At 74.7% G+C, this 12,524-nt stretch carries 11 protein-coding genes; 1 reads left to right on the forward strand and 10 read right to left on the reverse strand.

Features of this window, described 5'->3' with window-relative positions; genetic code table 11:
* Positions 1 to 102 precede the first annotated feature (102 nt).
* The 5 genes from ACIPV1_RS02575 to ACIPV1_RS02595 all read right to left on the reverse strand — a co-directional run bounded on the left by ACIPV1_RS02575 (position 103) and on the right by ACIPV1_RS02595 (position 5,805).
* Positions 103 to 765, reverse strand: a complete 663-nt coding sequence (locus ACIPV1_RS02575) for a response regulator transcription factor (RefSeq protein ID WP_123292794.1) — start codon at positions 763 to 765, stop codon at positions 103 to 105.
* The gene (locus ACIPV1_RS02580; RefSeq protein ID WP_402725730.1) at positions 762 to 1,979 is read right to left on the reverse strand and encodes a sensor histidine kinase; all 1,218 of its coding nucleotides are present in this window, start codon (positions 1,977 to 1,979) and stop codon (positions 762 to 764) included. Before ACIPV1_RS02580 ends, ACIPV1_RS02575 begins: the two co-directional genes overlap by 4 nt.
* A complete protein-coding gene (locus tag ACIPV1_RS02585) occupies positions 1,976 to 2,734 on the reverse strand; it encodes a DedA family protein (RefSeq protein ID WP_402725731.1) in 759 nt (252 codons plus the stop codon). Before ACIPV1_RS02585 ends, ACIPV1_RS02580 begins: the two co-directional genes overlap by 4 nt.
* Positions 2,735 to 2,827: 93 nt before the next feature.
* Complete coding sequence (rfaE2, locus tag ACIPV1_RS02590) at positions 2,828 to 4,393, reverse strand: D-glycero-beta-D-manno-heptose 1-phosphate adenylyltransferase (RefSeq protein WP_402725732.1); 1,566 nt, start codon at positions 4,391 to 4,393, stop codon at positions 2,828 to 2,830.
* Positions 4,390 to 5,805: an aldehyde dehydrogenase family protein gene (locus ACIPV1_RS02595; protein ID WP_402725733.1), complete on the reverse strand. Its 1,416-nt coding sequence runs from the start codon at positions 5,803 to 5,805 to the stop codon at positions 4,390 to 4,392. Before ACIPV1_RS02595 ends, rfaE2 begins: the two co-directional genes overlap by 4 nt.
* Before the next feature lie 145 nt (positions 5,806 to 5,950).
* Here ACIPV1_RS02595 and ACIPV1_RS02600 point away from each other — a divergent pair, with 145 nt between their 5' ends.
* A complete protein-coding gene (locus tag ACIPV1_RS02600; protein WP_402725734.1) occupies positions 5,951 to 7,048 on the forward strand; it encodes a glycosyltransferase family 9 protein in 1,098 nt (365 codons plus the stop codon).
* A gap of 282 nt (positions 7,049 to 7,330) precedes the next feature.
* Here the strand turns inward: ACIPV1_RS02600 and ACIPV1_RS02605 are convergent, their stop codons facing one another.
* The 5 genes from ACIPV1_RS02605 to ACIPV1_RS02625 are packed head-to-tail and all read right to left on the reverse strand — an operon-like array spanning position 7,331 to position 12,510.
* Positions 7,331 to 8,035, reverse strand: coding sequence for an SDR family oxidoreductase (locus ACIPV1_RS02605; protein ID WP_111084066.1), 705 nt, complete (start codon positions 8,033 to 8,035; stop codon positions 7,331 to 7,333).
* Positions 8,036 to 8,070: 35 nt separating this feature from the next.
* On the reverse strand, positions 8,071 to 9,453 hold the full coding sequence (locus tag ACIPV1_RS02610; protein WP_402725872.1) for a PfkB family carbohydrate kinase: 1,383 nt from the start codon (positions 9,451 to 9,453) through the stop codon (positions 8,071 to 8,073).
* 59 nt (positions 9,454 to 9,512) lie between these two features.
* Positions 9,513 to 10,133 carry an SIS domain-containing protein gene (locus tag ACIPV1_RS02615; RefSeq protein ID WP_123339609.1) on the reverse strand — a complete coding sequence of 207 codons (621 nt, stop codon included), beginning with the start codon at positions 10,131 to 10,133 and terminating at the stop codon, positions 9,513 to 9,515.
* The gene (locus ACIPV1_RS02620; protein WP_402725735.1) at positions 10,130 to 11,488 is read right to left on the reverse strand and encodes a glycosyltransferase; all 1,359 of its coding nucleotides are present in this window, start codon (positions 11,486 to 11,488) and stop codon (positions 10,130 to 10,132) included. Before ACIPV1_RS02620 ends, ACIPV1_RS02615 begins: the two co-directional genes overlap by 4 nt.
* Positions 11,485 to 12,510: a glycosyltransferase gene (locus tag ACIPV1_RS02625; protein ID WP_402725736.1), complete on the reverse strand. Its 1,026-nt coding sequence runs from the start codon at positions 12,508 to 12,510 to the stop codon at positions 11,485 to 11,487. Before ACIPV1_RS02625 ends, ACIPV1_RS02620 begins: the two co-directional genes overlap by 4 nt.
* Positions 12,511 to 12,524 lie beyond the last annotated feature (14 nt).

Below are 12,524 nucleotides of genomic sequence, written 5' to 3' on the forward strand. Positions count from 1 at the left end.
CGGCGCGCGAGATGTGCAGATTTCGGAACCTCGGGGGACGTGAGCGGCGCGGCGGACGGGGGCGGCACGGCGGACGGGGGCCCGGCGGACGGCGGCGGCGCGTCAGGCGGACGGGCGGACCAGGCCGGCCTCGTACGCCAGCACCACGGCGTGCACCCGGTCGCGCAACTGCAACTTCGCCAGCACCCGGCCCACGTGGGTCTTGACGGTCTGCTCCGCGATGAACAGGTCGCCCGCGATCTCGCCGTTCGACCGCCCGCGCGCCATGAGCAGGAACACGTCGCGCTCCCGATCGGTCAGGACGTCGAGCACCTCGGTGCGCGGAGCGGCGGTGACCGGTCCGGCGACGAACGCCTCGACCAGGTGCCGGGTCACGCGCGGCGCGAGCAGTGCCTCGCCCGCGGCCACTGTACGCACCGCCGCGACGAGCTCGTCGGCGCTCGCGTCCTTGAGCAGGAAGCCGCTCGCCCCGGCCCGCAGGGCGTCGAACACGTAGTCGTCGATGTCGAACGTCGTCAGCATGACCACGCGGACGGGTCGGTCCGTCGGCGCCGCGGTGATCCGTCGGGTCGCCTCGATCCCGTCGAGTTCCGGCATCCGGACGTCCATCAGGATCACGTCCGGCTGCAGCCGGATCGCCGCGACCACCGCCTCGGCACCGTTCGCAGCCTCGCCCACGACCTCGACGTCGTCCTGGGCCTGGAGGATCGCCCGCAGTCCCATGCGGAACATCTGCTGGTCGTCCACCACCATCACCCGCGTCATCGGCTTCCCCCGTCGGCCGCCGGTACGCGGACGGGCAGGGTCACCACGACCGTGAAGCCGCCGTCCGCCACGGGGCCGTGGTCGATCGTGCCGTCGAGCGCGGTCACCCGCTCGCGCATCCCGGCCAGGCCGAAGCCACCGTCGTCGGGTGGTGCGGCCGGCACGGTGCCAGCGGGTGGAGCGGTGTTGGCGACCTCGACCCGGAGACGCGTGTCGAGCCTCCTGACCGTCACGACGGTGGACGCGCCGGGCGCGTGCCGGGCGACGTTGCCGAGCGCCTCCTGCACGACCCGGTAGACGGTGAGCTGTGCGAGCCGGTCGACGTCGTCGGCGACGTCGACGTCGAGCTCCACCGGGATGCCGGCGGCGCGCGTGGCCTGCACGAGCGCGGGCAGGTCGGCGAGGTCCGGCTGCGGCGCGCGCTCGGCGGCGGTGTCCCCGCGCAGGGTACCGAGCAGCTGGCGCATCTCGCGCAGCGCGGTGCGGGAGGTCTCGGCGATCGCGGCGAACTCGGCGCGGGCCTCCTGCGGCAGGTCGGCCACCCGGTACGGGGCCGACTCCGCCTGCATGTGCACGACGGACATGCTGTGCGCGACGACGTCGTGCAGCTCGCGGGCGATGCGGGAGCGTTCCTCGACCGTTCGGCGCCGGGCCTGCTCGAGCTCGGCGTCGCGGCGGGCGGCGACGAGCTCCTGGCGGATGCTGCGGCGCTGCCCGATGACGACGGCGGCCGCGGCGACCAGGAGCGTGTCGCCGGCGGACACGACGAAGCTCGTCGCCCACACGGCGGGCTGGTCCCAGCGGCCCGGCGTCACGGCGACGAGCAGCAGGGGGAGCACGGCGGCGACGGCCCACACGATCGCGGTCAGCCGCCAGGTCGAGCGGACCCCGAGCACGACGAGCAGGACGCTCAGGCCGATGATGCCGGTGACCGGGATCGGCCACGGGCTCGTCTCGACCGGGGCGGTGAGCAGGCCGAGCGCGACGAGTCCGACGAGGTGGGCGGCGGCGGCGGTGCGGGGGACGAACGGGGCGATGCCGATGCTGACCGCGAGCACCGCCGACACGAGCAGGGAGAGCGGGACCGCGACGGCGTAGTAGACCGAGGTCACCGGGGCGGCGACGCTGAACAGGGACACCACGGCGACCACGAGAGCGATCCGGGTCGCCAGCGGCAGCCAGGTCGGTCGCGGGCGGAGCAGGGCGGTGGTCACGGTCGGACGATCTCTCCGGTGGGGACGATTCGGGGTGTGGCGGACGGGGCGTGCGTGACGGGTGTGGTGCTCGCGGTGGGCAGGTCGGTCGCGGGCTCGTCGGTCTTGGGGACGTCGGTCGTGGGGACGATCGCGGCGGCCGCTCGGGCGGCACGGGCATCGCGCCTGCGGCTGATGCTACCGATCACCCGGTCGACCGCGATGCCGAGGCCGCCCGCGACCACCATCGACACCAGGGCGGCGACGAGCGGCTCGTGCAGCACCTGCGACGCGGCCAGGGCGATCCCGACCGAGGTCGCGGACCACGCCGTCCCGGCGATCGCGCTGATGGCGAGGAAGCGACGGTAGGGCAGCCGGGTCGCGCCGGCGGTCATGTTCACCGCGACCCGGCCGACGGGGATGTACCGGCCGACCAGGATCAGGCTCGCGGACCGGCGCTGCATCTGCCGTTCGGCGAACGCGAAGGCCGCGGCGATCCGCGGTCGCCGGGACTGCGCCAGGCGGGCGAGTCCGATCCGGCGACCGATCCAGTACGCCACCGAGTCACCCGCGATCGCACCCAGCGCGGCGGCCACCAGGACCCCGGCCAGGACGGGCTGTCCGGACGTCGCGGCGATGGCGGCGACGGCGACCAGGGCCGACTCGCTCGGGACCGGCGGGAAGAAGCCGTCGACGAAGCACAGGGCGACGAGCACGACGTAGACGAGCGGACTCGCGGCCAACTCGACGACGAACGGGGTGATCTGGTCGAACACGGCGACGCTCCCTCCGCCGACGGACCTCGTCGACGGGTTCGACGCTACGGAGCGCCGGGAGCGCTGCCATCCCGCCGGGGTCTCGACGACCCCCTACTGCGGTATGACCTTTCCGTGCGTGGTCCCCTCGGGGTCGGTCGCGGCTGCGGTCGCGGTGGTCGCTGCGGCTGGCACCGCGGACCCGGCCGACGCGGCCGCGGCCTCGCGGATGCGCCGGACCACGGCCGTCGTGGAGTGCTCGGGGACGTAGTCGACCATGACCACCTCACCGCCGTACCCGCGCACGACCGCCGTCTCGCGGAGCATCTCGGGCGAGTAGTCGCCGCCCTTGACGTAGACCTCGGGGCGCAGCCGTTCGATGAGCGGGATCGGGGTGTCGGTCGCGAACACCGTCACCAGGTCGACGCAGGCCAGGGCGGCGATCACCCCGGCGCGGTCCTCGGCCGGGTTGATCGGGCGTTCCGGGCCCTTCAGCCGCCGCACCGAGTCGTCGTCGTTCAACGCGACGACGAGCAGGTCGCCGAGGTCCCGGGCCTGGCGCAGGTACGTCGTGTGCCCACGGTGCACGACGTCGAAGCAGCCGTTCGTGAACACCACGCGCCGACCGGCCTGACGGGCCCGTTCGACGGCGGCCGCGAGTTCGTCGTGGTCGACGACGGTGGCTGCCGGTGCCGTCACAGAGTCGAGCAGGGCGGCGGCGCTGCACACCGACGTGCCGGCCTCGCGGACGACGACGTCGGCGGCGGCCTGTGCCACGGACACGGCGTCGCGGACGGACGCGTCGACCGCGAGCGCCACCGTCGCGGCGGCGCAGAACGTGTCCCCGGCGCCGGACGCCTGCTGCTCGGAGGCTGGCACCGCACGGGTGCGGAAACCCTCGTCCGTGCTGCGCTCGAGCAGCACGGTGCCGTCGCGGTCGAGCGTGACGACGGCCGCGCGGGCATCGGTCCGGGCGAGGACGTCGGCCCGTGCGCCCAGGACGGCGGCCACCCGGTCGGCGCCGGTCCCGAGGTCGCGTCCGAGCAGTGCTGCTGCCTCGCCGGCGTTCGGTGTGACGAGGTCGGGTCGCAACGACGCCCAGCGGGGCAGGTCGTGCGCGTCGACGACGATGGACCCGGGGCGGTCGCGGTCGAGCACCGGGACGACGTCCTCGGCTCGGACGCCGAGTCCGTAGTCGCAGACGACCGCGGCGTCGGCGCAGCGGACGGCTCGGGCGACGGCACGTGCCAGCCGTTCGTAGTGGTCAGCGGTCGGCGTACCGGCCAGGTCGTCGACCCGGACCACGACCCGGTCGCCACCGACCACGCGGGACTTCGTGGTGGTGCGTGCTCCGGCGATCCCGACCAGGAACGCGGTGTCGACGCCCGCGGTCTCGAGCCGTTCGCGCAGGACGTCACCGGCCTCGTCGTCGCCGATGAGCCCGACGAGCCGGACCCTGGCACCGAGCGCGCGGGCGTTCACCGCGGTGTTCGCCGCCCCGCCGGGCACCGCGATGGTCTCGGTGACCCGGACGACGGGTGCCGGTGCCTCGCGCGAGACCCGCTCGGCCTCGCCCACGGTCCACCGGTCGAGGATGCAGTCGCCGATCACGACGACGAGCGGTTCGCGGTCGTCGATCGTGGCGACCAGGTCGCGGACGAGCCGGACGTCGACGCTCACCGTGTGCCGCCGGCGGTACGTGCGGGGGCGGGCTCGAGGTGCACGACCGTGGTGGTGGTCATCTCGTCGAGCAGGTGCGGGCCGTACCCAAAACCCGCTCCGGAGGCACGGCGTGGCTGGGCACTGCCGCCCGGTGCGCCTCCGAACACCGCGTTGACCTTGACGGTGCCGACCGGCAGCTCCGCGGCGGCGCGCAGGGCGTGACCGGTGTCGTTCGTCAGGACGGTGGCGGCCAGGCCGTACCGGTCGGCGGCGGCGAGCCGGAGGCCCTCGTCGAAGTCGTCGACGACGCGGACCGGCGCGATCGGGCCGAAGGTCTCCTCGGTCATCACGAGCATGTCGTCGGTGCAGCCGGTGAGCACGGTCGCCGGGTAGAAGGATCCGACGCCGTCCGGGGTGACCCCACCGGCCCGCGCCGAGGCACCGCGCTGCAGGGCGTCGTCGACGTGGGACTGCACGGTGCTGCGCAGCCGGTCGTCGACCAACGGGCCGTAGGTCGTCGCGGGTGCGGCGGTGCGGCGCTCCGCCTCGGCCACGAGGGCGGCGACGAAGGGCTCGGCGACGTGGCGGTGCACGTAGACGCGTTCGACGCTGGTGCAGATCTGCCCGGTGTTCGCGAACGCACCGAGGGCCACCTGGGCGGCGGCCCACGCCGGGTCGACGTCGGCGTCGACGACGACCGCGTCGTTCCCGCCGTTCTCACGGACCACGTGGGCTCGGGTCGCGACGGCGACCTCGGACAGCCGGTCACCGGTCGCGGTGGAGCCGACGTGGGCGTAGACGTCGATGCCGTCCTGGGCGAGCAACAACTCGCCGGTGGACCCGTCCCCGTCGACTCCGACGAGCACGCCGTCGGGCAGGACCTCGGCGAGCAGGGCGTTCAGGCGCGCGATGGTCGCGGGGGACCGCTCGCTGCCCTTGTGCACCACGGTGTTGCCGGTGACGATCGCGGCACCGAGGATGCCGCAGGCCACGGCGACCGGGTCGTTCCACGGCGTCAGGGCGAGCACGACGCCGCGGGGGTGCGGGACGGCCCAGTCGGCGGCCCCGAACTGCCCGCGCAGCGCCTCGCCGCGGTGCACCGGTCCGAGCTCGGCGTACTGCACGAGCGTTCCGACGCCGGCCTCGACCCCACCGAGTGCGTCACCCGGCACCTTGCCGGTCTCGCGGGTGTTCAGGTCGGCGAGCTCCTGGGCGTGCGCGCGCACGTGCTCGGCCGCCGCGTGTAGAAGCGCCCCGCGCTCGGCCGGGGCGGTGCGCGCCCAGGCGCTGGCAGCTGCCCGGGCACGGGCGACGGCATCACGGACCTCGGCTTCGGAGGCACGGGGCACGGTCGACGCGACCGTCCCGTCGACGGGGTCGGTCACCACCAGGTCCGTGGCGGCGTCGGCAGCAGCGGGTGCGATCGTCATGGTGTCCTTCCGGAGGGCGGGCGGGGGTCAGACGGTGCTCGGACACCGCTGTGTGCCGACTCGACTCCGCGCTTCGTGTCCATCGGTGGCCGTCCGCCGCCCGGTGCTGGACGTCCCACCGGGATCCGACCGGTAGACGAGAGGCGTGCAGCAGATCGGTGTGGGCGGAGAGCGGTTCGACGGCGTGACCGAGATCGCGGTGCTCCGCGGCGGGGGGCTCGGCGACCTGATGTTCGCCGTGCCCGCCCTCGAAGCCCTCGCCGCGGCCTACCCGGACGCGCGCATCACCCTCCTCGGCACGCCCGCCGCGGCAGCGGTCCTGGGCGGCCGGACCGACGCCGTGCACGCCTTCGAGGAGCTCCCGGTCGCACCGGGTGTCCGCGACGTCGGCGCCGACGCTCCTGATGCCGAGGACTTCTTCGCGCGGCTGTCCGGCCGGTTCGACCTCGCGGTGCAGCTGCACGGTGGGGGTCGCAACTCGAACCCGTTCCTGCTCCGCCTCGGCGCCCGGCACACCGTCGGCACCGCGACCGAGGACGCCGAGGTCCTCGAGCGCTGGGTGCGCTACGTGTACTACCAGCACGAGGTCCTGCGTGCCCTCGAGGTCGTGTCGCTCGCGGGGGCCGCCCCCGTCACGCTCGACCCACGGGTGCGCGTGTCCGACGACGAGCGGGCAGCGGTCCGCGAGCGGCTCGGCGTCGCCGGGGACGGCACCCGGCTCCTGGCGATCCACCCCGGAGCGACCGACCCGCGCCGGCGCTGGAGCCCCTCGCGCTTCGCCGAGGTCGCCCGTGTCCGGCTCGCCGCCGGGGACGACGTGGTGCTCGTCGGCGACGCGTCCGACGTGCCGGCGTCGACCGCCATCGTCGACGCGCTGCCCGCCGACCTCGCCGGACGCGTGCACGACCTGACCGGTGCCGTGCCGCTCCGCGAGCTCCCCGCCGTGCTCGCCGCCGCCGACGTCATGGTCGGCGACGACTCCGGCCCGCGGCACCTGGCGGTCGCTGTCGGGACGCCCACCGTCGGCGTGTTCTGGTTCGGCAACGTCGTCAACGCCGGGCCGTTCGACCGCGGGCGCCACCGCGTGCACCTGTCCTACGTCACGCGCTGCCCGGTCTGCGGGGTCGACGTCACGCAGGTGGGGTGGACGGCCGAGCGCTGCGCGCACGACCCGTCCTACGTCGACGAGGTCGACCCGCAGCAGGTCCTCGACGACGTCGCCGACCTGCTCCGTACCGTCTGACCGCGGCGCTCTGGTCCCGCCCGGTTCCGGAAAGCGACAGTCTCCCGCGAACGTTCCGCGCGGAACTGTCGCGTTCGCGGCAGGGACGGACCGGCGCCGCGGAGATCTGTCGCTTCGGCGGGGTGGTCCGGTCCACCGCCGGACGGGAGGCACGGTGCCAAGCCGGCACCGCGCCTCCCGTCCGCCCCGTGGCGACGACCAACGCGCGGTGCGAGGTTGACCACTCCGTGCGGGTTTCCGTCCCAGCACGGAGTGATCAACCTCGCACCAGGCAGCGAGCGTCTACGGCCAGCTCGGCTCCGTCGCGGGCATGATCGACAGCTCCCGGATCTCGCAGCCGGCCGGCTGCGACAACGCGAAGAGGATCGCGTTCGCGACGTACTCGGGCTCGATGAGCTGCGCGTCCGGACCCGGCTTGTACTGCTCGGTGCGGTCGGCGAAGAAGTTCGTGCGCATGCCGGCCGGGATCACGTTGGTGACACCGATGCGGCCGGCGGTCTCGGCGGCCAGGGCTTGCGAGAAGCCGCGGACGCCGAACTTCGAGGCCGAGTAGGCGGTGCCGTCGCCGACGCCGCGCAGGGCGAGCGAGGACGAGATCGTGACCACACGCCCGTGCGCCGCCTCGAGGGCGGGCAGTGCGGCGCGGACAACCGAGGCGGTGCCGATGAGGTTGACCGCGACGATCTTCTCCCAGTTGCCGGAGGAGATCGCGTCGATCGGTGCCGGGGTGTCGATCCCCGCGGCGGTCACGACCGCGTCGAGCCCGTCGTGACGCTCGGCCGCCTGGCGGACCGCCTGCTCGACCGCGTCGGTGTCCGACACGTCGACGGCCACGGCGTCGATGCCCTCGGACACCGCGTCGACGCGCAGGTCGAGGACGATCGGGGTGCCGCCGGCCTCGACGACCGCGGCGACGACCGCTGCGCCGAGTCCGGAGGCGCCGCCGGTGACGAGGACGCGACCGATGGGGGTGGTGGGGACGGGCATGGACTTCCTTCCGTAGGGGCGTGGGTCCGTCGGGTTCAGCCGACGTGTTCGAGGGCTGCGGCCAGGCGGGTCGTCGAGCGGCCGGGGTGGAACGGGACGGTGACGACGTGTCCGCCCCACTCGGCGAGGGTCGCGGCCTCGGGCAGCTCGCTCGCGGTGTAGTCGCCGCCCTTCGCCCAGACGTCCGGGCGGAACCGGCGGAGCGCCTCGTCGGGGGTGTGCTCGTCGAACACCACGACGGCGTCGACGCAGTCCAGGGCGAGCAGCAGTTCGACGCGGTCGTCCTGGGTCATGATCGGCCGGTCTGGACCCTTGAGCGCGCGGACCGAGGTGTCCGAGTTGAGGCACACGACCAGGCAGTCGCCGAGTGCCCGCGCGGCCGACAGGGTGCGTGCGTGCCCGGCGTGCAGCAGGTCGAAGCAGCCGCCGGTCGCGACGACGGTGCCGCCGGCGCTCCGGACCTCGTGCACGGTGCGCAGCGCGTCGCGGTCGGCGCCCGGCACCCGCAGCGGCGCGGGGCCGGCGTCGGCGAAGAGCGCGGTGACGCCGCCGGCGGCCAGGTACTCGGAGGCCGCGACCACGCCGGCGGCGACGGCTTCGGGGACGTCCGCTCCACCGGCCAGCGCCACGGCGACACCGGCCGCCAACCGGTCGCCGGCGCCGCACGGGTCGCCGGCGGTGACGGAGGGTGCCGGCACGAAGCGGCTGTCCGAACGGTCGTCGGCGAGGAGTGCCCCGCGGTCGCCGAGCGTCACCGCGACGGCGCCGACGCCCCACTGCTCGACGAGGGCCGCCGCGGCCACGGTCGCGAAGGGCACGGTCGCGACGGGCACGCCGTGGCCGTCGACGTCGGTGAACCGGCGGGCCTCGGCGGCGTTCGGGGTGGCCACGGTGATGCCGGGAACGGGTGCGGCGCCCTTCGGGTGCGGGTCCCAGACCACGGGGGTGTGCTCGGCGACGCGTGCGAGGGCCTCCCGCAGCGCCGGGGAGGCGGCGACCCCGCGGCCGTAGTCGGCGACGACGATCGCGTCGGCGTCGTCGAGGGCGGCCGTCATGGCGTCGGTGGCCTCGGGCACGGGCGGGGTCGCACAGCCCTCGTCGATGCGGACGAGCGCGTGGTCGACGACGCGCACGCGGGTCTTCACCGGCGTCGGGGCACCGGAGGGACCGGCGACCACGGTGACGTCGGGGAGCAGGTCGCGGAGCTCCTGCGCGCGGCCGTCGTCGCCCAGGACGGTGACCAGGGTGACGTCGTGTCCGTCACGCACCAGCATCGTGGCGACGAGACCGGCACCCCCGGCGCGGCGGTCGTCGGTCGTGACGTCGACGACGGGCACGGGTGCGTCCGGGCTGAGCCGATCGCTGGTGCCGGCCACGTCGACGTCGAGCAAGGTGTCGCCGACGACGACGATCCGCAGGCGACGACCCGCAGCGCGGTGCGGCCAGGCCGGTCGCTGCGCGGCCGGCTGCTGGGGCGTCATCGCCGGACCCCGCGGCGCAGTGCGGGCTCCATCGCCCGGCACAGGGCGTGCACGAGCACGAGCTGTGCCTCCTGCACGTTGGCGGACGGCCCCGCGATGCAGATCGCGTCGTCCACGGCCTCGGCCAGGGGGTTCGGCCGGGGCCCGGTCATGGCGATCGTCCGGGCACCGACGGCGCGGGCGGCCTCGGCGGCGCGGAGCAGGTTCGGGCTCCTGCCGCTCGTCGACAGCAGCACGACGACGTCACCCGCCCGGGCGTGGGCCGACACCTGTCGGGCGAAGACCTGGTCGAAGCCGTAGTCGTTGCCGATCGCCGTGACGGCCGAGGTCTCCGCGTGCAGCGAGATCGCGGAGTAGGCGGGGCGGTCGCCGTCGAACCGTCCGGTGAGCTCCGAGGTCAGGTGCTGCGCCTCGGCGGCCGACCCGCCGTTCCCCGCCGCGAGCAGGCGGCGGCCCGCGACGAGTCGGGCCGCGATGTCGTCGGCCCAGGCGGCGATGTGGTCGTGGTGGTCGACGAGCGAGGCGATCACGGGGACCGAGGCGGCGACGTGGTCGAGCACGATGCGAGCACTCGCGGTGGTGTGCTCGTCGATTCCGGGCTGCTGGTCGATGGTCATCGGGCGGTCCTCTCCGTCGGCTGTGCGGCACGCGGGACCCGTCCGGCGTGGGTGGTGGTGCGCTGCGGTGCGCCCGCCGTGGTGGTGCGCTGCGGTGCGCCCGCCGTGGTGGTCGGTGCGGCCACGGCGGCGGCACCGGCCAGCAGCCGCTCGTAGACGCGTTCGCTGTCCGCGGCCACCTTCTGCCACGTGTACCGCGACTCCGCGCGTGCACGGCCGGCCCGTCCGAGGGATCCGCGGCGGTCCGGGTCGTCGAGCAGGGCGCCGACGGCAGCGGCGACCTCGGCCTCGTCGCGCGGCGGGACGTGCAGGCCCGTGCCGTCCTCGACGACGGTGTCGATGAGCCCACCGACACTCGACGCGACGACGGGTCGACCGCAGGCCATCGCCTCGAGCGGGACGATGCCGAACGGCTCGTACCAGGGTGCGCAGACCACGACGTCGGCGCTCCGGTACACGGCGGGCATCTCGTGCTGTCCCAGCTGTCCGCGGAAGGTCACGTGGTCACGGACCCCGAGCGACCGGGCGAGGGCGTCGAGCCGCTGGTACTCGGGGTCGTCCACCAGGTCGGCCCCGGCGACGCCGGCACCGCCGACGACCACGAGTTCGACGTCGCGCCCCTCGGCGACCAGGGCGGCGAGTGCGGCGATGGTCGTGCCGACGCCCTTGCGCCGGACCAGCCGCGACACGGTGAGCACCCGCTGCGGACGGCCGCGCTCCTCGACGGGCCCGTCGGGGCGGAACAGCGCGACGTCGACACCGCACGGCACGACGGAGATGCGCTGCAGGGGGACGCCGAGGGCCTTCAGCTCGAAGGCCTCGTCGGAGCACGTCGCGACGACCTGGTCGGCGCTCCGTCCGACGGCCGGTTCGAGCCACTCGCGCTCGGCGGGACTCGTGTCGGCCGAGCCCTGGTGTCGACGCTTCACGACGCCGAGCGCGTGGAAGGTCTGCGCGACGGCGATGCGGGTGCCGCCGGTCCGGGCCTGCACCTGCGCGACGGCGTCGAGTGCCGCGTGCCCGGACATCCAGAAGTGGGCGTGCACGACGTCGGGTCGGTCCACGAACCACTCCGCGGCGAGCACCGACGCGAACGTCCCCATGAAGGGGAACAGCTCGTCCTTCGGCACGTGCCGCGCCGGACCGGCGTCGACGTGCACGACGTCGACCCCGGGTCGCAGCGGCACCCGGACCGGCGCGGATGCGTCGTCACGCCGGGTGTAGACGGTCACCTGGTGCCCGCGGTCCGCGAGCGCTCCGGACAGTTCGGCCACGTGGACGTTCTGTCCACCGGCGTCGACGCTGCCGAGCACGGCGAGCGGGCTCGCGTGCTCGGACACCATCGCGATCTTCATCGGAGGCTCCGCTCGAACGTGGCCGAAGTCGGGGCCGAAGTCGGGGCCGAGACCGCCCGGTCGCGCCGGGCGCCGCGGGTCAGGGCGTCGTCGAGCAGGTCGTCCCAGTCGGCGGTGAAGCGGCCGAGCGCGTGCCGTGCGAGCACGGCCTCCCGCGCCACGGCACCCCGTCGGCGCGCCTCGTCGGGGTCCTCGATGAGGATCCGGGAGGCCCGCACCAGCTCCTCGACGTCCGTCGCGATCGCGCCGGCCTCGCCCGGCACCGTGCGGGCCGCGTCCGTCGTCGCGAGCACCAGGACCGGCATCGCCAGGTGCATCGCCTCGAGGAGGGACAGGCCCAGCGAGGTCCACCGGTTCGGGTGGACGTACGCGCGGCGCTCGGCGAGGGCCGTGTGCATCGGGTCCGAGGGCACGTCACCGCGGGCGACCACGGCGTCGCCGAAGCCGAGCTCCGGCAGCCGTTCGGTGCCCATGCCCCAGACGTCGACGGGTGCCACGGCCGCGAAGCGGGGGAGCAGGTCGGTGCCGACGACGCGGTCCCGGCGGACGGGCTCGTTGATGACGACGCCGAGGCGGTCGAGCGAGCCGGTGTAGCGCGGGCCGGGGTCGACGACGCCGTGTTCGACGACCGTGGTGCGCGTGGTGCCGCAGTCCCACATGAGTGCGTTCCAGTGCGTGACGTGCGCGATGGTCAGGTCGTCGCGGTCGCGGAACGGGTGCGTGCTGTTCGGCACGTCGACGCGGGGCGCGTTGTGCTCGACGAAGACGATCGGCACGTCGCGACCGGCGAGTAGGCGCTTCGCCGCGTCGAGTTCCTCGGTGCGTTGCAGGACGACCACGTCGACCTCGGCGTCGGCGGTGTCGGTGGGGTCGATCTCGATCGCCGACGCCGGCCAGGCGCGCCCACCACGTCCGAGGCCCCAGGCGTCGCGCGCCGGCGTGGTGGGGATCAGGTACTCGTGCGGGCCGCGGACGAACGCGTCCATCCAGCCGCCGTGCACGTGCCAGACGAGGATGCGCATGCGGGGCCTTTCGG

Origin of the sequence: Curtobacterium sp. NPDC089991 (assembly GCF_044748425.1) — a bacterium.
GTDB lineage: Bacteria > Actinomycetota > Actinomycetes > Actinomycetales > Microbacteriaceae > Curtobacterium.